The organism is Embleya sp. AB8 (assembly GCF_049739465.1).
Classification (GTDB): domain Bacteria; phylum Actinomycetota; class Actinomycetes; order Streptomycetales; family Streptomycetaceae; genus Embleya.
The window spans coordinates 104,695-122,030 of sequence record NZ_JBMHHY010000019.1 but is presented as its reverse complement, the minus strand read 5'-3'; the positions used below and the strand labels follow the sequence as shown (position 1 = coordinate 122,030).

The window sequence follows — 17,336 nt, the reverse complement described above, 5'->3', positions numbered from 1 at the left end:
GCGCGGCGATCATGCCCAGTGACCGTACCTCCCACGGCCCCGTACGGCGCAACCGGTCGCGCCCCGCCGCCGGCTTCGGCCGGGCGCTCGACATCTCGGTAATGCGGAAATGCGAAATGCGGAAATACAGAAGGAGACAATGTGCGATACCGGACGAGTTTCGTCGTGGCCCTGGCGTGCGCGACCTCTTTGGTGACCGTTCCGGCGGAGGCAACCGCGGCACCGCGATGCGACACCAGGCCGATCCGGACGGCGTTGAAGGCACTGCAAGGTCTCGGCGTTTCCGGGATGAGCGTGACGGTGAAGAGTCCGAGATGCGGCGTCCGCAGCAGCGGTGTCGGCCTCGCCGATCGCAGCACGGGTCGTAGAGCCGTCGGCAACGAGCACAGCCGCATCGGCAGCGACACCAAGACCTGGACGGCCACGGTCGTGCTTCAGCTCGTCGGCGAGGGCCGGATCGATCTCGACGACACCGTGGACGACTATCTGCCCGGTCTCATCCGCACCGGGCGCTACGACGGCCGCACCATCACGATCCGGCAGCTTCTGCAACACACCAGTGGCCTGCCCGATTACCTGGACGCGCCGTTCTGGAAGGACGAGGACGTGCACCGCTGGGATCACATCGAGCCCTTGCGGACGGTCCGGCAGGCGCTCACGCTGCCCAGGCCGGATCGGGCGGCGTCCGGCTTCGCCTACGCCAACACCAACTACAACCTCGCCGGCCTGATCGTCACGAAGGTCACGGGCCGCGGCATCGACACCGAGATCGAGGAGCGCATCATCAACCCCCTCGGACTGTGCGAGACCGAATGGGCCGGCGATCGCACCACGCTCCCCGAGCCGGAACTGCGCGGCTACGCGCAGCGGCAGGGCACTTTGGTGGACAAGACGGAATGGAACACCTCGGAGGCCGACGCGTCGGGCGCGCTGATCTCCGACGGTGTGGACACCACCACCTTCTGGACCGCCCTGTTGACCGGGAAATTGCTGGCTCCGGCGCAACTCGCCGAAATGAAGAAGACCGTTGCCGAAGACGTCCCGAATGAGCGCTACGGTTTGGGAGTCGAGCGCCACGAGCCCTTCCCGGGCCTGGTCCTGTGGGGCCACAGCGGCAGTATGTCCAGCGGTCACAAGTTCCGGAACGCCGTCACCGACGACGGACAACGGGCCGTGACCCTGCTGATCGGCTCGGAAACGTTCGACTCGGACAAGGTCGACGCCATCATGAGCAAACTCATGCGCGACCTGCGCTGACGAATGTCCGGCGGATCTTGGCGAACCGCCAGGATCCGCCGGACAGAACCTAGTTCTCCGGGTGGTGGCAGGCCACCCGCCGACCGGGTGCCAACTCCGTGAGCGGCGGCTCGATCGCCGTGCAGATCTGCGTCGCCTTCCAGCACCGGGTGTGGAAGCGGCAGCCGCTGGGCGGCGCGCTCGGCGAGGGCACGTCGCCGGTGAGCAGGATGCGCTCGCTCCCGGCCTTTCTGCGCCGCGGGTCCGGGATCGGGACGGCCGACATGAGCGCCTTGGTGTACGGGTGCATCGGCGCCTGGTAGAGCCGGTCCCGATCGGCGAGTTCGACGATCCTGCCCAGGTACATCACCGCGATCCGGTCCGAGACGTGCCGGACGACGGACAGGTCGTGCGCGATGATCACGTAGGTCAGGCCCAGTTCCCGCTGCAGGTCGTCCATCAGGTTGACGACCTGGGCCTGGATCGACACGTCGAGGGCGGACACCGGCTCGTCCGCCACCACCAGCTTCGGTCCGAGCGCGAGCGCGCGGGCGATGCCGATGCGCTGCCGCTGGCCGCCGGAGAACTCGTGCGGATAACGGTTGTAGTGCTCGGGGTTGAGGCCGACCACCGACAGCAGTCGCTGCACCTCCTTCTTGATGCCGCCCTCGGGTTCGACGCCCTGGAGCCTGAAGGGCGCGCCGATGATCGTGCCGGTGGTGTGGCGCGGGTTCAGCGACGCATACGGGTCCTGGAAGATCATCTGCACGTCGCGGCGCAGCGGGCGCATGCCGCCCACGCCCAGGTGGGTGATGTCCCTGCCCTCGAACTCGATGGTCCCCGAGGTCGGTTCGAGCAGCCGGGTGATCAACCGACCCATCGTCGACTTGCCGCAGCCCGACTCGCCCACGACACCGAGGGTTTCGCCCGAGCGCACCTCGAAGTCGATGCCGTCGACGGCGCGCACCGCGCCGACCCGGCGCCGGAAGAGGCCCTGTCGGATCGGGAAGTGCTTGCGCAGCCCGGTCACCTTCAGCAGGACCTCGCCGGGCGCGGCGTGCTCGGTGAGGATGGCCGCACCGAGGGTCTCGGCCGAGCCGACCGCACCGGCCCGCCTGCCGTCGCCGTCCGCAGGGATGTTCATGCGCCGTCCTCCTCGTTCTCGCTCACAACTTCGGCGCGATCTCTTCGGTCCGGATCTGCTCCCGCTGCTCCCGCGTCAGGTGGCAGGCGGCCCAGTGCCCGGCGCCGACCTCGGTCGGTTCGGGGCGGACCGTGCGGGTGACGTCGCCCCCGGGCACGTCCGCATACGGGCAACGCGGGTTGAACGCGCAGCCGGACGGGAGGTCGATCAGGGAGGGCGGGGAGCCCTCGACCGGGACGAGCCGGTCCTGCTGCTCGCGGTCCAGACGCGGCATCGAGCCGAGCAGGCCCCACGTGTAGGGGTGCCGGGGCTCGTGGAACACCTGCTCCGCCGGGCCGTGCTCGACACCGCGCCCGCCGTACATCACCAGGATGTCGTCGGCGAGTTCGGCGACCACGCCCAGGTCGTGGGTGATGACGATCACCGCGGAGCCGAACTCCTGCTGCAGGTCCCGGATGAGGTCGAGGATCTGCGCCTGGACGGTGACGTCGAGGGCGGTGGTGGGCTCGTCCGCGATGAGCAGTTCGGGGTTGTTCACCAGGGACATCGCGATCATCGCGCGCTGGCGCATGCCGCCGGAGAACTCGTGCGGGTAGTCGTCCATCCGCTGGTCCGGCTGTGGGATGCCCACCCGGTCGAGCATCTCGACCGCACGCCTGCGGGCGGTCTTCCTGTCGACGTCGTGGTGGATTCGGTACGCCTCGACGATCTGCCGGCCGATCGGGTAGTACGGGTGCAGCGCGGACAGCGGATCCTGGAAGATCATCGCCATCGCGCGGCCGCGCAGCCTGCGCACGTGGTGGGGGCCGGCCGACAACAACTCGGTGCCGTTCAGCCAGATCTCGCCGGAGATCCGCGGCCTGCGCCTGCCGTACCCGCCGACGGTGTGCAGGCCCATGACGGCGAGCGAGGTCACCGACTTGCCGGAGCCCGACTCGCCGACGATGCCGAGGGTTCGGCCCCGCTCCAGGCGGAAGCTGAGCCCGTCGACGGACTTGACCAGGCCGTCGTCGGTGGGGAAGTGCACCCTCAGGTCGCGCACTTCCAGGAACGCGCGCGGCTCGGGCGAGGCGGCGGCGGGCCCGCCCACCGCGGTCGTGCTGTTGCCGGGTCGGGTCATGCGAGCCTCACTCGGGGGTCGATCACGGCGTACAGGACGTCCGCCACGAGGTTGGCCAGCAGCACCGAGAGGGAGGTGATCAGGACGACGCCCAGGATGACGGGCAGGTCCTGGGTCCTGATCGCGTTCAGCACGGCCTGGCCGAGGCCGGGCAGGTTGAACGTCGACTCGGTGAGGACCGCGCCGCCGATCAGGGCGCCGAGGTCCATGCCCAGCATGGTGAGGATCGGCGTCATCGTGGAGCGCATGGCGTGTTTTCCGATGACGGTCGGCTCGCCCAGGCCCTTGGCGCGCGCGGTACGGATGTAGTCCTCGCCCAGAACCTCCATCATCGTGGTGCGGGTGATGCGCGCGTACATCGCCGCGTACAGGAAGGCGAGGGTGATCCACGGCAGGATCATGCCGCCGAACCAGCCGCCGAGACTCTCGCCGAGGGGCACGTACTGCGCGTCGAACCATTTCAACCCGAACGCGAAGGTGGCCAGGGAGAGCATGCCGGTGAAGTAGATGGGCAGGGACACTCCTGCGAGGGCGACGACCATCGCGCCGCGATCCCAGAGGCTGCCGCGCTTGAGCGCGGAGAGCACGCCCGCCGCGACACCGAGGACCAGCCACAGGACGGCGGCACCGAGGGCGAGCCCCAGGGTCACCGGGAAACGGTCGGTCAGCACCGGCCAGACGGCCTGTTCGCTCTTGAACGAGTAGCCGAAGCACGGTGCGGAGCAGTGCACGACGTCGCCGCCGGTCGAGTAGGTGCGGCCGGCGAAGATGCCCTTGAAGAACTCCCATGCCTGGATGTGGATGGGGTCGCTCAGGCCGAGCTTTTCCCGCACGGCCTCGATGGCGGCGGGGTCGGACTGCTTGCCCACGAAGCTCGCGGCGATGTCGACGCCCGCCCACTTGGGGACCAGGAAGAAGATGCCGAAGACCACCATGATGATGACCACGAGCATCACTGCGGCGGCGAACAGCCGCCTGATGAGGTAAGTGAGCACAGCTCACGGCCCGCCGCGGAGCGTGGACCGCCGGGGGTTCCCGGCGGCCCACGGTCGTGCGGCGCCGGCCTTCACCTGCCTTTCGTGCCGTGCGGTGGGTGTGCCGGAGTCACTTCGAGGACTTCAGACCGAGGCTGACGAAGTCGTAGCCGTTGTAGGCGTCGGTCATGTAGACGTTGGTGAGCCGGCCGGAGCGCCAGTTCAGATACTTCTCGTAGGTGAACGGCAGGTAGTACGCGCCGTCCATGACCCGGTGGTTGATCTGCGTGGCGATGCGGTTCCTGGCGCCGTCGTCGAGGCCCTTGGCGTAGGCCTCGAAGAGGTCGTCGATCGCCTGGTCCTTGATCAGGGCGTAGTTGACATTGCCGCTCTGCAGGACGTACTTGCCGTCCCACAGCGGCCGACCGAAGCCCTGGACGGACGGGAAGTCCGCGCCCCAGCCGTCGATGACGATGCCGTAGCCCTTCTTGGCCACGTTGTCGGGGCTGCCGACGATGCCGGAGGTCTGCGAGCCGTCGTACTGGTCGATCTGTGCGTCGATGCCGATCTTCTTCAACGACGCCTGCAGGGACTGGGCGGTGGCCACCTCGACCGGCTTGTTGTTGCGCACGGCGATGGTGGTGGCGAACCCGTTCGGCTTGCCGCAGGCGGCCAACTCCTCCTTGGCCTTGGCGATGTTTCCGTTCTTGTCGGGGCCGGCCATGGCGAACGGGTCGTACCGCCGGCCCTCGTTGCCGGGGACCGACGGCGGCAGCATGTTGGTCGCGATGTCACCGCCGGCGACGGGGCCGCCGCGCGCGGTCTGCAGGGACAGGTGGTCGGCCCCGTGGATGACCGCCCTGCGGCAGTGCTCGTTGTCGAACGGCTTCACGTTCTGCGGGAAGACCGCGTAGCGGATGTAACCGGAGAGCGGGTTGTCCAGGTTGCCCTTGTGCTGCTTGAGCGCGGTCTGCCGGCCCTGCGGCGACAGGCCGGTCTGGCTGAGGTCCAGGTCGTAGTCGCCGGCGATCAGCCGCTGGTCCAGGTCGTTGGCGTTGGAGAAGAAGGTCACGTCGACGGTGTCCGGGTAGGCCTTGCGGACCGGGTCCGAGGTCTCCTTCCACTGTGTGTTGCGGACCAGTTGCAGGCTCTTGCCGGGCTCGTAGGACGCGAACCGGTACGGGCCACTGGAATACGGATGCAGGCCGTACTTGGACTTGGTGTCCTTGTCCTGGCGCACCGGGGAGGCGGACGGCATCGCGAGCATCTGTGCGAAGTCGCCGTTGGGCTGCGGCAGTCGGAAGACGATCGTCCGGTCGTCCGGTGTCTCGATCGACTTCAGGCCGAGTTTGTCGGCGGACTCGTCCTGGTAGGGCCCCGGGTAGTGGCCGTCGGGGTCGAGGATGTCCTTGAGGTAGACCGGACCACCCGACAGCACGTCCTGCGCCCACTGGCGCTCGATGCCGTACTTGACGTCCTGGGCGGTGATCGGCCTGCCGTCCTCCCAGCCGATCCCCTCGCGCAGGGCGAACGTGTAGGTCCTGCCGTCGTCCGAGACCTTGCCCGTGTCGGTGGCGAGGTCGGGCTGCAGTGTGGCGCCCGATCTGCCCGGCTCGGTCTTGTAGGTGACCAACTGGCGGCTGTAGAACCGCATGAAGTTCCAGGCGAAGCCGTAGTAGCTTCGGGTGGTGTCCCACGAGTCGCCGTCCTGGGTGCCGGCGAACTTCAGGGTGCCGCCCTTGGTGGTGTCGGCGTTCACGACCTTGTCGCCGGCGGCGTCGTAGCCGGCGTCGCTCGTCTTGGTGCCACTGCCGCCGCTGCCGCACGCCGCCGTGGTCAGCAGCCCGGCGATCACGGCTGCTGCGGCCAGTGCCTGCTTGCGCCGCCCTGAGGTGCGTTGGGTAGTCACGATCTCGGATCCTCCGGATTCGGTGAGAGACCCCGCGTGAAGTGCCGCGGGTCGCCTCGGGTACGGCAGTTCAGCGAGAACCCCTCGGGTCGAGCGCGTCGCGCACGCCGTCGCCGAAGAGGTTGAAGGAGAGGACGGTGATGAAGATCGCCACGCCCGGAACGATCATGTAGACCGGATCCGAGTCGTAGTAGTCGATGGCGTTCGAGAGCATCTGTCCCCACGAGGCGGTGGGCGGCTTGACGCCCACACCCAGGAAGCTGAGCGCGGCCTCGGTCAGAATGTTCGTGGGGATCATCATCGTCGTGTAGACGACGATCGGGGCGACGATGTTCGGCAGCAGTTCCTTGAACAGGATGTGGCAGCGCCCGGCGCCCAGCGAGCGGGCGGCCTCGACGTACTCGCGTTCGCGCAGCGAAAGCGTCTGGCCGCGCACCACGCGCCCGATGTAGGGCCAGCCGAAGAAGCCGATGACCAGGATCATCACGAAGACGCGGACGCTCGAACCGGTCAGGCCCAGCATCTCGTTCGGCATGACCGAGACCAGCGCGATGATGAACAACAACTGCGGAAAGGCGAGCAGACCGTCCATGACGCGGCTGATGGCGGCGTCCACCCAGCCGCCGAAGAAGCCCGCGACAATGCCGAGGATCGTCCCCAGGACGACCGCCACCAGCGCGGACAGAAAACCGACGAGCAGCGAGATCCGGGCGCCGTACAGGATCCGGGCGAAGATGTCCCGGCCGTTGACCGGCTCGACGCCCAGCAGGTGCTCGCCGCCCATGCCGCCCATCGACGCCCTGGGGGTGCCGAACAGCGGGTCGATCAGGTCCTCGTGGAAGGCGTTCGGATCCTGTCCGACGAGGTCCGCGATCACCGGCGCGAGCAGCGCGAGCACGATGAGCGCGAGGATGACCGCGCCACCCGCCAGCGCCAACCGGTCGCGCTTGAGCCGTTCCCAGGCGATCCGCCCCGGTGAACGGCCTTGTACGGGCTTGGTGTTGCCCTCGATCACCGCCGGTTCCCCGACCGCCGCCCGGTCGGCCGCGCTCGGGGGCGCTGCGGCGGTCGGCTCGTGCAATGGTGCCGTCATCTGACAGGGACCCCTCTCAACCGGCGCCGGCCGGACCGTACTTGCCGCCGCGGCGGCGTCATCGCTGTGTCGGCCACAGGGGCACACACCCCTGCTGTGGAACTCGGATCCGGCCCGCACGGACGGGTAACGGGCGCCGGACGACCACGCCGCTCACCCGAGCTCGGCTGGTTCGTGTATGCGGAACAGCGTCGCTCGTGGACCGGCGGGGGGCATGTGATGCCGGTCCAGAGATTCGCCACATGCTTTGTACGGTTGGCTAAAGAGGCGCGGATGGGGCGGCGACGACGGGGGCGGTGTCGAGGCCGTCGGCCGTACCGCCGGGAAGACCGCGCCGGTCTCGGGCGTAGTTGTTCCGACGTACAAATCGGCGAGCACATCCTGGTACCCCGAAACAAAGCCGCCGGAATACGGGGGCACCCAGACTCGGACCGGTGCCGCCCGGGGACCTGCTCACCCCGGCGAACACGATCGGGCCGCTCCCGGATGCCCCCGGAGGCCGGCGTCCTGCGCTGCGCCACGGGCGCCTCGTCGCGGCAGCGCACGCCGGCACGAGTACATCCGAATCCTGCTGCCCGCGGCCCCACGAACACGCCATCACCGCCGCCAGGCCGGCTCGCGCCCGGCCCCTGGCCCACCCGGTCGGAGCACCGCGATGAACGGATCCACCATCCGAGAACTGCACATGATGGAGGACCTCGATGCCGTCAGCCTCTTCTACGCCGACATCTGGGGGTCCCGACCCGGTAGTTCACCCATCTCCGCCGAGGTCATGCGGGCGCTCGCGCACACCGGGAACTATGTGGCCGGAGCGTACGAGGACGGCCGCCTGGTCGGGGCGTCGGTCGCCTTCTTCGGCGAACCCGTAGGAACCAGCCTGCACTCGCACATCACCGCCGCCCTGGCCGGACGCGGCGTCGGCCTCGCCCTCAAGATGCACCAGCGGCAGTGGGCGCTCGCCCATCGACTCGGGCGCATCACCTGGACCTACGACCCGCTCATCCGCCGCAACGCCTACTTCAATCTCGCCAAACTGGGCGCTCGGCCGGAGGACTACCTGACGTCCTTCTACGGCTCGATGCACGACACCATCAACGGCGGCGACGAGTCCGACCGGGTCCTGGTCGCCTGGGACCTCACCGCCCCCGGCCCGCCCGAGGCGATCGAACCGCCCGCCGGCGCCGCGCACGGCCTGCGCAACCACGACGGCCGCCCGGAGACCGGCGCGACCGATGCCGAGACCGTACTCGTCGACCTCCCCGACGACATCGAGACACTGCGGCTGACCGATCCCGGCGCCGCCCGGGCCTGGCGGCTGGCCGTCCGGGAGACCCTGGGCGGCCTGCTCGCCGAGGGAGCCCTGGTCGTCGGCTTCCACGAACGCCGCCGCTATGTGGTCCGGCGCAGCACAACCCGTGCCTGACCGCCGCACCACCGATGCCCGACCATCCGCAGAGGAGCCACCAATCATGAAGACGAAGATCTCCGGCATCGAGCTGCGTCGAATCGCGATGCCGCTCGTCGCCCCGTTCCGTACCTCCTTCGGCGTGGAGACCAGCCGCGATGTGCTGCTCGTTCGCGTGGTCACCCCCGACCACGAGGGTTGGGCCGAGTGCGGGGCGATGTCCGAGCCGCGCTACTCCTCGGAGTACGTCGACGGCGTCCAGCACGTCCTGCGCCGGTTCCTCATCCCCGCCCTGCCGGCGGACGGCTCGGACGTGCCCGCGGTGGGACGCGCCTTCGCGCCGTTCACCGGCCACCGGATGGCGAAGTCGGCACTGGAGACGGCGGTGTTGGACGCCCGACTCCGCAGTGCCGGCGAGTCGTTCGGCGCCTACCTGGGTGCCGTTCGGGACCGGGTGCCGTGCGGTGTCTCGGTCGGGATCATGGACTCCGTGCCCGAACTCCTCGACGCCGTGGAGGGGTACCTCGCCGAGGGCTACGTGCGGATCAAGCTGAAGATCGAGCCCGGCTGGGACCTCGACCCGGTACGCGCCGTGCGCGAGTGCTTCGGGGACGACCTGCCGCTGCAGGTCGACGCCAACGCCGCATACGCCCTGTCGGATGCCCGACACCTCGCCAAACTCGACGACTTCGCCCTGCAACTGATCGAACAGCCCCTGGCCAACGACGACATGGTCCGGCACGCCGCACTGGCCAAGCTGCTGCGCACCCCGATCTGCCTGGACGAATCCATCACGTCCGCGGCCGACGCCGCGGCGGCCATCTCGCTCGGCGCCTGCTCCGTCATCAACATCAAGCCGGGCCGCGTCGGCGGCTACCTCGAGGCCCGCCGCATCCACGACGTGGCTCGTGCCCATGGCATCCCCGTCTGGTGCGGCGGGATGCTGGAGACCGGCATCGGCCGCGCCGCGAACGTGGCGCTGGCCGCGCTGCCCGGCTTCACCCTCCCGGGCGATACTTCCGCCTCCGGCCGGTACTTCGCCACCGACATCACGAAGCCGTTCGTCCTCTCCGACGGCCGGCTCGACGTCCCCACCGGCCCCGGCCTGGGCATCGAGCCCCTCCCGGACATTCTGGACGAGGTGACCACCTCCATCGAATGGATACCGAGGTAGGGGCGCACTCTCGCACCCGAGACCGGTGGCGTCGCGCGGTTCCCGCCGGTGCGAGCCGACCTCCGTTCACCTCTAGCAATTCATCATGGCTATCTCCTAGGCTATGTCCATTGCTAGCCGGTGATGGGAGCTCAGGTGCGCACATATCGGATCGCCGCGATCCCCGGCGACGGCATCGGTCGGGAGACCGTGCCGGCCGCTCGACGGGTCCTGGACGCACTGTCCGCGACACACGGATTCGAGCTGCTGTGGACGGAGCACCCCTGGGGCTGCGCGTTCCACGCCGAGACCGGCGCGATGATGCCGGACGACGGCATCGCACAACTGCGCGAAGCCGCCGCGATCCTGCTCGGCGCGGTCGGCGCACCGGAGGTTCCCGACCACGTGTCCCTGTGGGGGCTGCTGATTCCGATCAGGCGGGAGTTCGACCAGTACGTCTCGCTGCGCCCGGTGCGTTCGTTGCCCGGGATTCGCGGGCCGCTGCGCGACGAGCGAGCGTTCGACCTGGTGGCAGGACCGCGAGCGGGGCCGGCTGGTCGAGGCGCCGCTGCTCACGCTGTGGGGGTCGAGGAGCTACGTGGGCCGCAGCTTCGACGTCCCGCACGTCTGGGCGGCCTATGCGCGTCACGTCGACGGGGTATCGATCGCCGCCGACCACTACCTGTGCGAGGAGGCCCCCCACGACGTGGTGCGCGCGCTGACCTCGTTCTGGCGCAACACCGAACCGGGGGGATCCCGTTGAACACCTCCCACGACGTCGACACCGCGCGCTCCGTGCACCGGCTGCGGCAACTGGTCGAGTTGGAGACGCCGTCCGGCCACGCACCGGGACTCGACCCGCTGTACGAGCTGTTGGCGTCCTGGTCGAACGGCCTGCTGGGCAGGTCGGAGCGGGTCGTCCGGGACGGCGTGCCGCACCTGTATGTGCACGAACGGGTGAGCGACCCGGCCCGCGCCCCGGTGCTGCTGCTCGGCCATGCCGACACCGTCTGGCCGCTGGGCGCTGGCCGAGCGCCCGTTCACCGTGGTGGACGGGCGGGCGACCGGGCCGGGGGTGTTCGACATGAAGGCGGGCCTGGTGACGGCCCTGGATGCGCTGGGGCTGACGGGCGGCGCCGACGACGTGCGGATGCTGGTCACCGGCGACGAGGAACGGGGCTCGCCCACCTCGCGCGCGCTGGTCGAGCAGGCGGCGGCCGGGTGCCGGGCGGTACTGGTCCTCGAACCCGGTCAGGACGGGGCGCTCAAGACCGCCCGCAAGGGCGTGGCGCTGTATCGGCTGGGTGTGCGCGGACGCGCGGCGCACGCCGGGCTCGAACCGGAGCAGGGGGTCAACGCGCTGGTGGAACTGGCGCACCAGGTGCTGGCGATCAGCGGGCTCGGCGACACCGGTCGCGGCACCACGGTCACCCCCACCGTGGGCCGGGCCGGGACCACCGCCAATACCGTGCCCGAGTCGGCCCATGTCGAAATCGACGTACGGGCCTGGGAGCGGCGGGAGTTGGCGCGGGTCGAGGAGGCGCTGGGTGTGCTGTGCGCCCGGCTGCCGGGGGCCGGAGTCCACCTCGCGGGGGGCATCAACCGGCCCCCGCTCGAACGCGACATGTCGGCGCAACTCCTGCTGACCGCCCAGCGGTTGGCCCGGGAGCACGGCCTGGCCGCGATCGGCGAGGCCCGGGTCGGCGGCGCCTCCGACGGCAACTTCACCGCCGCGCTCGGCATCCCCACCCTGGACGGCCTGGGCCCCGCGGGCGCCGGCGCGCATGCCCGGCGCGAGTGGGTCGACCTGGGCTCGCTGCCGGAGCGCGCGATGTTGGTGGCCGGGCTGATCGGGGCGCCGGCCGGCGCCCCGGTCGCCCCCTGACCGCCGTCGGCCCGGCCGAGTGCCGACCTCCGCCGCCGAGCGTGCACCGCCCGGCCCCCCTCACGCGCCCTGCGACGCGGCCTTCCGCTGCCGAGCCTGCTCGGCCCGCGCCTCGATCGCGTCCAGGAACAGGTCCACCGCGGTGTCGAAGACCTTCGGGTCGCCGATGTCCTTGAGCTGTCCGCTCATCGCGGCGATGCGTGGGTACTGCTCGGCCGGCAGCCTGCGGTATTCCAACTGCCAGGCCAGCGTGTCGCCGTCGCGGGTCTCCGGGTCCAGGACGAGCATGCCCGCCTCCATACTGGCCAGCGAGCGCACCACGTTGCCGAACACCCGCAGGTACATGGCCGCGTCCTCCTCGTCCAGGCCGGCGCGCAGCAGCGCGTCCAGGGCGAACTCGACGTTGGCGAACTCGGTCGGCCTGCGCGTGGTGCGCGCGGCCATCTGCACGGCGAACTGCGGGTAGCGCAGCAGGTGTTCGTGGATGTAGCGGGCCAGCGTGCGCAGGTCCTCGCGCCACGAGTCGGTCGCCTCCAGGCGACCGCCGTAGGAACGCGCCCGAAGGTCGTCGATCAGCTCCAGGACCAACTGGTCCTTGTCGCGGAAGTGCCGGTAGAGCGACGTCGGATGGGCGTTCACCTCCTTGGCGAGGGACTGGAACGTGAAGGCGTCCAGTCCGTCCCGTGCGGCGACCCGTTCGGCGGCCTCCAGGATGACCTGGCGGCTCAGGGTGTCGCGGGGGAGCCGACGTCGACTCGGCTCCGCGGTCTTCGCCGGTGCACCGGACGTGTCCTCGGCTTTCGGGACGCTCATGGGGGTCCTTCCTGGGCGATCGACGCCGGTGGGCGCCGTTGTGCCGAGCCTGCCGGAGGCATGGCCACATTTCAAGTCAATCTCATTGGCTAACTCCTAGCCTAGGTCTATTGCTAAGCCGTTCACGTCTCCTTGCCCTTGATCATCGAATCCCGGGGACATCCCGTACAGGGAAGGTCGAACACCATGATTCAGGAACGAAGCGACCACCGGCCCGGCAGAGCCGGAAGACTGCGAACCCCCGTCGGCAGCGCGCTGGCCGCACTCACCGTTCTCGTGGCCACCGCATGCACGTCGGGCGCCCCGGCACCGGCGCCGGGAACCAACTCCATCCGCAACGTCCCGGTCAAGGAGGGCGGGAGCCTGGTCATCGGCGCCGAACAGGAGCCGGACTGCGCCGACTGGATCTCCACCTGTGCGGGCTCCATCTGGGGCAGTTACCTCATGCAGGCCCAGACGATCCCGCAGGTCTTCACCGTCGCGCCGCAGGGCAGGGACTGGGTCCCCGTCGCGTCCGACCCGATGGCCGGCACGCCCACCACCGAGACGGCGCAGGGACGGCAGACGATCACCTACCGGCTCAACCCCGCCGCCGTCTGGTCCGACGGGCAACCGATCACCTCGGCCGACCTGAAGTACACCGCACTGCAGATCCGCGACGGCAAGGACATCTTCACCCGGACCGGCTACGACCTGATCGACTCGATCGACACCCCGGACCCGCGGACCGCGATCCTGACCCTCAAGTCCCCCTATGCCAACTGGCGACAACTCTTCGGCGCCGAATACGGCGTACTGCCCGCGCACCTGCTGGCGGGCAAGGACCGCAACGCGCTGATGAAGAACGGCTACAGCTTCAGCGGCGGCCCGTGGAAGATCGCCTCCTGGGTTCGCGGCACCTCGGTCACCCTGGTCCCCAACGAGCGCTACTGGGGCCGCAAACCCCACCTGGACAAGGTGACGTTCCAGTTCACCACCGACACCGCCGCCGAGTTCCAGGCCTTCGCCAGTGGCCAACTCGACGCCCTGTACCCCACGCCGCAACTCGACGTGCTCGCCCAGATCAACTCGCTCGGCGGCAGCGCCGACATGCAGGTGGAGACCCGAACCGGCAACCTCCAGGCACTGTGGATGAACAATTCCGCGTTCCCGTTCGACGACAAGGCGGTCCGCGAGGCGTTCGCCCACGCGATCGACCGCGGCGCGATCGTCCGCAAGCTCTTCGGCTCGCTGGGGGTGACCGCGCCCGCGCAGAGCTTCCTGTCCCCGCTGGTGTCCGCGTTCGCGGCCGAGGACTTCGCCGTCTACCGGCGCGACCTCGCCAGGGTCCAACAGATCATGACCGCTGCGGGGTGGGCCAGGAACGGCGACGGGATCTGGGCCAAGGACGGCCGGGCCGCGCAGTTCACCATCGTCTCCCTCGCCGGCAACCAGAGCCGCGAACTCACCGAGCAGATCCTGCAGTCGCAACTGCGCGAGGCCGGATTCAAGATGACCATCAAGAACACCAGCGCCGCGAACCTGTTCGGCAAGGTCGCCCCCGCCGGGGACTTCCAACTCGGACTGTGGACGCTCACCGACAACTTCCCCGAGCCCACCCTGGGCGCCACCTTCGGCTCGACGGCGATCCCCGGCGACGCCAACGGCAACTCGGGCATCAACTTCATCCGCGCGAACGTCCCCGGCTTGGACCCACTGCTCGACCGGGTCGGCACCGAGACCGACGAGAGCGCCCGCCTGCAGACCTCCCGCCAGGCCGAGAAGCTGATCGCCGACACCGTGCCGTCACTGCCCCTGGGCGCGGTCCCCAACATCCTGCTGACCGGCAGGAAGGTCGGCGGCCCGATCACCATCAACCCCGTCCAGGGCCCGTTCTGGAACCTCGCCGAGTGGGGACTGGCGAAATGACCGGCGGCCGACTCCTCGCCATCGACACCACCGACCACAACCCCGGAGTGCGCCGCTTCGCGGTCACCGTGCTGGCCACCGACACGGGAGCGGTCCTGGCCCGCCTCACCGACGGTCCGCAGTCGCCGGTGCGGGCGGTACGGTTCTCCCCGGTCGAGGGTGACGGCCGCCTGCTCGTATCGACCGAGCGCACCGGCTTCGCCCGACCGTGCGTGTGGAACCCCGCCGACGGCAGCCGCATAGACGTGGACGCCCCGCACCTGGACGGCGACCTGGTCGCCCTGGACTGGTCCGACGACGGCTCCCGGGTCCTGCTGGTCCACGTCGACGAAGGCATCCACCGCGTGCTGGAATTCGACCTGCGCAGCCGGGCGTTGGCGGCGATCGCCCACCCGGCCGGAGCGTACTTCGAGCCCGACGTCGCCGCGGCCCACCTGAACCAGTGGGCCTCCCACTACGCCGCCGACGGACGCATCCGCCTGCTGCACCAGCGCTTCGACCGGCCGCTGACCGTCCTGCACGTGGACCGGACGACGGGGGAGCAGCCCGCGCCGGCCCCGGCGACTCCCCGGGCGTCGGGCGTGCGTGCCCACTCGCGGACGGTGCGCTCCACCGACGGCACGCCCCTGCAGTTGTGGGTGTGCCGACCCCCGGACGCCGAGGAACCGCTGCCGCTGGTGCTGAACCTGCACGGCGGCCCGAACCTGGTGTCCGTGGACTCCTACCACCCGCAGGCACAGGCGTGGGTTGCCTCGGGAGTGGCGTACGCGTCGCTCAACTATCGCGGCTCGGTCACCTTCGGCCGCCGGTTCCGCGAGGGGTTCATCGGCACCATCGGCGACCGGGAACTGGAGGACATCGAGTCGGCGGTACGCAGGCTGGTGGCCGACGGTGTGGCCCACCCCGACCGGGTGTTCGTCACCGGCGCCTCCTACGGCGGCTTCCTGTCCCTGCTGTCCGTGGGCCGACTGCCGAAGTTGTTCGCGGGGGCGATGGCGTTCGTCCCGATGGCCGACTGGGTGGGCGCCTACGACGACATGAACCCGGCCCTGCGCGCGGCCTGGAAGGCGTTCTTCGGGGCCGCCCCCGACCTCGACCCGGACCGCTACCGGCACTCCTCGCCGATCACCTACGTCGGTTCGGTACGCGCACCGGTGTGGATCAGGCAGGCCACCCACGACACCCGCACGCCGCCCAGGCAGGCGTACGCCTACGCCAAGGCCCTCCAGGACGCGGGCGGGGACGTGGCGATCGACTGGTTCAGCGGCGGCCACGAAACCAGCAGCCGCGGGCAGGAGATCCACGACCAGCAGCGCATGACGGACCTGGTGCGGGCCGCCATCGAGGGTGCGCCCTGGTCGCGCGGGCCCGTCGAACTCCCGTCCGGACCAAGCCTCGCGTGACCGAGGACCCGATCACCCCACGACCCCGCGACCCGCTCCGCGGTACCCCCGGAGCCGGACCGGGCCCTGGGCCGCACCGGGCACCCACGCCCCATGTCCTGCTCGCCCCGGACAAATTCAAGGGCTCGCTCGACGCCGCGGCGGTGGCCCGGCACCTCGCGGCCGGCCTGCGTCGGGCCCGCCCCGGTCTGTCGGTGACCGGCCTGCCCGTCGCCGACGGCGGCGAGGGCACCGTGGACGCACTGGTGCACAGCGGCTTTCGCCGCCGCGTGGTGACCGTCGGCGGGCCCACCGGCCGGACCGTCCGCGCCTGCTACGCCCAACGCGGCAGCACCGCCGTGCTCGAACTCGCGCAGAGCTCGGGACTGTCCCTGCTGCCCGACCATGTCCCGGCGCCGCTCACCGCGAGCAGCAGGGGTGCCGGCGAGGTGGTACGGGCGGCGTTGGACGGCGGTGCACGCACGATCGTGCTCGGCCTGGGCGGCAGCGCCTGCACCGACGGGGGAGCGGGACTGCTCGCCGCGCTGGGCGCCCGGTTCACCGACGTGTACGGGCGAATGCCGGCCGACGGCGGCGCGGCCCTGCGCCACCTCGCCGAGGTCGACCTGTCCGGCCTCGACGCGCGGCTGGCGGCCACCGACCTGGTGCTCGCCACCGACGTCGACGCACCCCTGTCGGGACCCGGCGGCGCCGCGTTCCTGTACGCGCCGCAGAAGGGCGCCGGGCCGGCGGAGGTCGGCGTACTGGAGGCGGGGCTGAGCCGCCGGCTCGACGTCCTGGCCCGGGCCGTGGGCCCGCGGGCCGCGCACGCCGCGACGCTGCCGGGCGCGGGTGCCGCCGGCGGCACCGCCTTCGGCGCCCTGGCCTGCCTGCGCGCGCGACGGCGCCCCGGCGTCGAGGTCGTCCTCGAAGCGGTCGGAATCGACCGGGAACTGTACCGGGCCACCCTGGTCATCACCGGCGAGGGCGCCATGGACGCACAGACCCTCCAGGGCAAGACCCCACTGGGCGTCGCCCGCCGCGCCCACCTCCACCGGGTCCCGGTCATCGCCGTGTGCGGTCGGCTGACCCTGACCCCCGAGCAACTGAGCACCGCCGGATTCCGAGCCGCCTACCCGCTGACCACCCTCGAACCCGACCCGAGGCGCTCGATGACCACAGCCGCCGCACTGCTCCGAGCCACTGGCCGCACCATCGCCCGAAACCACTTGGCCGGCACCCTCCCACCACCCGCGATCCCCGGGAATCGAAACCGTGGACCCGGCCGCGCCGGCCGTACCGAACGGTGATACT

13 protein-coding genes and 2 pseudogenes are annotated in these 17,336 nt (G+C 70.4%); 9 read left to right on the top strand and 6 right to left on the bottom strand.

Annotated features, from left to right (window positions below; genetic code table 11):
- Window positions 1-165 precede the first annotated feature (165 nt).
- The gene (locus ABIA38_RS27625; RefSeq protein ID WP_424641553.1) at window positions 166-1,257 is read left to right on the top strand and encodes a serine hydrolase domain-containing protein; all 1,092 of its coding nucleotides are present in this window, start codon (window positions 166-168) and stop codon (window positions 1,255-1,257) included.
- 52 nt (window positions 1,258-1,309) lie between these two features.
- Here the strand turns inward: ABIA38_RS27625 and ABIA38_RS27620 are convergent.
- From ABIA38_RS27620 to ABIA38_RS27600, 5 genes and pseudogenes are all read right to left on the bottom strand, one after another.
- Window positions 1,310-2,380: pseudogene (locus ABIA38_RS27620) on the bottom strand (ABC transporter ATP-binding protein); the annotation flags it as partial.
- A 22-nt stretch (window positions 2,381-2,402) separates the two neighbouring features.
- Window positions 2,403-3,500 (bottom strand): ABC transporter ATP-binding protein, encoded by a 1,098-nt coding sequence (locus tag ABIA38_RS27615; RefSeq protein ID WP_424641552.1) that lies wholly within the window; start codon window positions 3,498-3,500, stop codon window positions 2,403-2,405.
- Complete coding sequence (locus ABIA38_RS27610; RefSeq protein WP_424641551.1) at window positions 3,497-4,495, bottom strand: ABC transporter permease; 999 nt, start codon at window positions 4,493-4,495, stop codon at window positions 3,497-3,499. Before ABIA38_RS27610 ends, ABIA38_RS27615 begins: the two co-directional genes overlap by 4 nt.
- Window positions 4,496-4,604: 109 nt before the next feature.
- Entirely contained in the window at window positions 4,605-6,383 is a 1,779-nt protein-coding gene (locus tag ABIA38_RS27605) for an ABC transporter substrate-binding protein (RefSeq protein WP_424641550.1), read from the bottom strand.
- Between the two features lie 70 nt (window positions 6,384-6,453).
- Window positions 6,454-7,476 (bottom strand): ABC transporter permease, encoded by a 1,023-nt coding sequence (locus ABIA38_RS27600; protein WP_424641549.1) that lies wholly within the window; start codon window positions 7,474-7,476, stop codon window positions 6,454-6,456.
- Window positions 7,477-8,131: 655 nt separating this feature from the next.
- Between ABIA38_RS27600 and ABIA38_RS27595 the strand changes: the two genes are divergently transcribed.
- The 5 genes and pseudogenes from ABIA38_RS27595 (at window position 8,132) to ABIA38_RS27575 (ending at window position 11,919) form a co-directional block, all read left to right on the top strand.
- Window positions 8,132-8,899, top strand: coding sequence for a GNAT family N-acetyltransferase (locus ABIA38_RS27595; protein ID WP_424641548.1), 768 nt, complete (start codon window positions 8,132-8,134; stop codon window positions 8,897-8,899).
- A gap of 46 nt (window positions 8,900-8,945) precedes the next feature.
- A complete protein-coding gene (gene menC, locus ABIA38_RS27590) occupies window positions 8,946-10,055 on the top strand; it encodes an o-succinylbenzoate synthase (protein WP_424641547.1) in 1,110 nt (369 codons plus the stop codon).
- Window positions 10,056-10,190: 135 nt separating this feature from the next.
- Window positions 10,191-10,550 (top strand): annotated as a pseudogene (locus ABIA38_RS27585) (isocitrate/isopropylmalate family dehydrogenase); the annotation flags it as partial.
- Between the two features lie 82 nt (window positions 10,551-10,632).
- Window positions 10,633-10,797 carry a hypothetical protein gene (locus ABIA38_RS27580; RefSeq protein ID WP_424641546.1) on the top strand — a complete coding sequence of 55 codons (165 nt, stop codon included), beginning with the start codon at window positions 10,633-10,635 and terminating at the stop codon, window positions 10,795-10,797.
- Window positions 10,798-11,031: 234 nt separating this feature from the next.
- Entirely contained in the window at window positions 11,032-11,919 is an 888-nt protein-coding gene (locus ABIA38_RS27575; protein ID WP_424641545.1) for a M20/M25/M40 family metallo-hydrolase, read from the top strand.
- Window positions 11,920-11,979: 60 nt separating this feature from the next.
- Here ABIA38_RS27575 and ABIA38_RS27570 read toward each other — a convergent pair whose 3' ends face one another.
- Entirely contained in the window at window positions 11,980-12,732 is a 753-nt protein-coding gene (locus tag ABIA38_RS27570; protein WP_424641544.1) for a TetR/AcrR family transcriptional regulator, read from the bottom strand.
- Between the two features lie 186 nt (window positions 12,733-12,918).
- Here ABIA38_RS27570 and ABIA38_RS27565 point away from each other — a divergent pair, with 186 nt between their 5' ends.
- Genes ABIA38_RS27565 through ABIA38_RS27555 form a run of 3 tightly spaced genes read left to right on the top strand, consistent with a single transcriptional unit; the run spans window position 12,919 to window position 17,332 of the window.
- Window positions 12,919-14,640, top strand: coding sequence for an ABC transporter substrate-binding protein (locus ABIA38_RS27565; protein WP_424641543.1), 1,722 nt, complete (start codon window positions 12,919-12,921; stop codon window positions 14,638-14,640).
- A complete protein-coding gene (locus ABIA38_RS27560; protein ID WP_424641542.1) occupies window positions 14,622-16,043 on the top strand; it encodes a prolyl oligopeptidase family serine peptidase in 1,422 nt (473 codons plus the stop codon). The genes ABIA38_RS27565 and ABIA38_RS27560 overlap by 19 nt, the downstream gene beginning before the upstream one ends.
- Window positions 16,040-17,332 (top strand): glycerate kinase, encoded by a 1,293-nt coding sequence (locus ABIA38_RS27555; RefSeq protein WP_424641541.1) that lies wholly within the window; start codon window positions 16,040-16,042, stop codon window positions 17,330-17,332. The genes ABIA38_RS27560 and ABIA38_RS27555 overlap by 4 nt, the downstream gene beginning before the upstream one ends.
- Window positions 17,333-17,336: the final 4 nt, after the last annotated feature.

What these genes read in the sequence shown, in the direction of transcription:
- ABIA38_RS27615 (WP_424641552.1), bottom strand. Translation starts at nt 3,500, where the DNA reads ATGACCCGACCCGGCAACAGCACGACCGCGGTGGGCGGGCCCGCCGCC.
- ABIA38_RS27600 (WP_424641549.1), bottom strand. Translation starts at nt 7,476, where the DNA reads ATGACGGCACCATTGCACGAGCCGACCGCCGCAGCGCCCCCGAGCGCG.
- ABIA38_RS27595 (WP_424641548.1), top strand. Translation starts at nt 8,132, where the DNA reads ATGAACGGATCCACCATCCGAGAACTGCACATGATGGAGGACCTCGAT.
- menC (WP_424641547.1), top strand. Translation starts at nt 8,946, where the DNA reads ATGAAGACGAAGATCTCCGGCATCGAGCTGCGTCGAATCGCGATGCCG.
- ABIA38_RS27575 (WP_424641545.1), top strand. Translation starts at nt 11,032, where the DNA reads ATGCCGACACCGTCTGGCCGCTGGGCGCTGGCCGAGCGCCCGTTCACC.
- ABIA38_RS27570 (WP_424641544.1), bottom strand. Translation starts at nt 12,732, where the DNA reads ATGAGCGTCCCGAAAGCCGAGGACACGTCCGGTGCACCGGCGAAGACC.
- ABIA38_RS27565 (WP_424641543.1), top strand. Translation starts at nt 12,919, where the DNA reads ATGATTCAGGAACGAAGCGACCACCGGCCCGGCAGAGCCGGAAGACTG.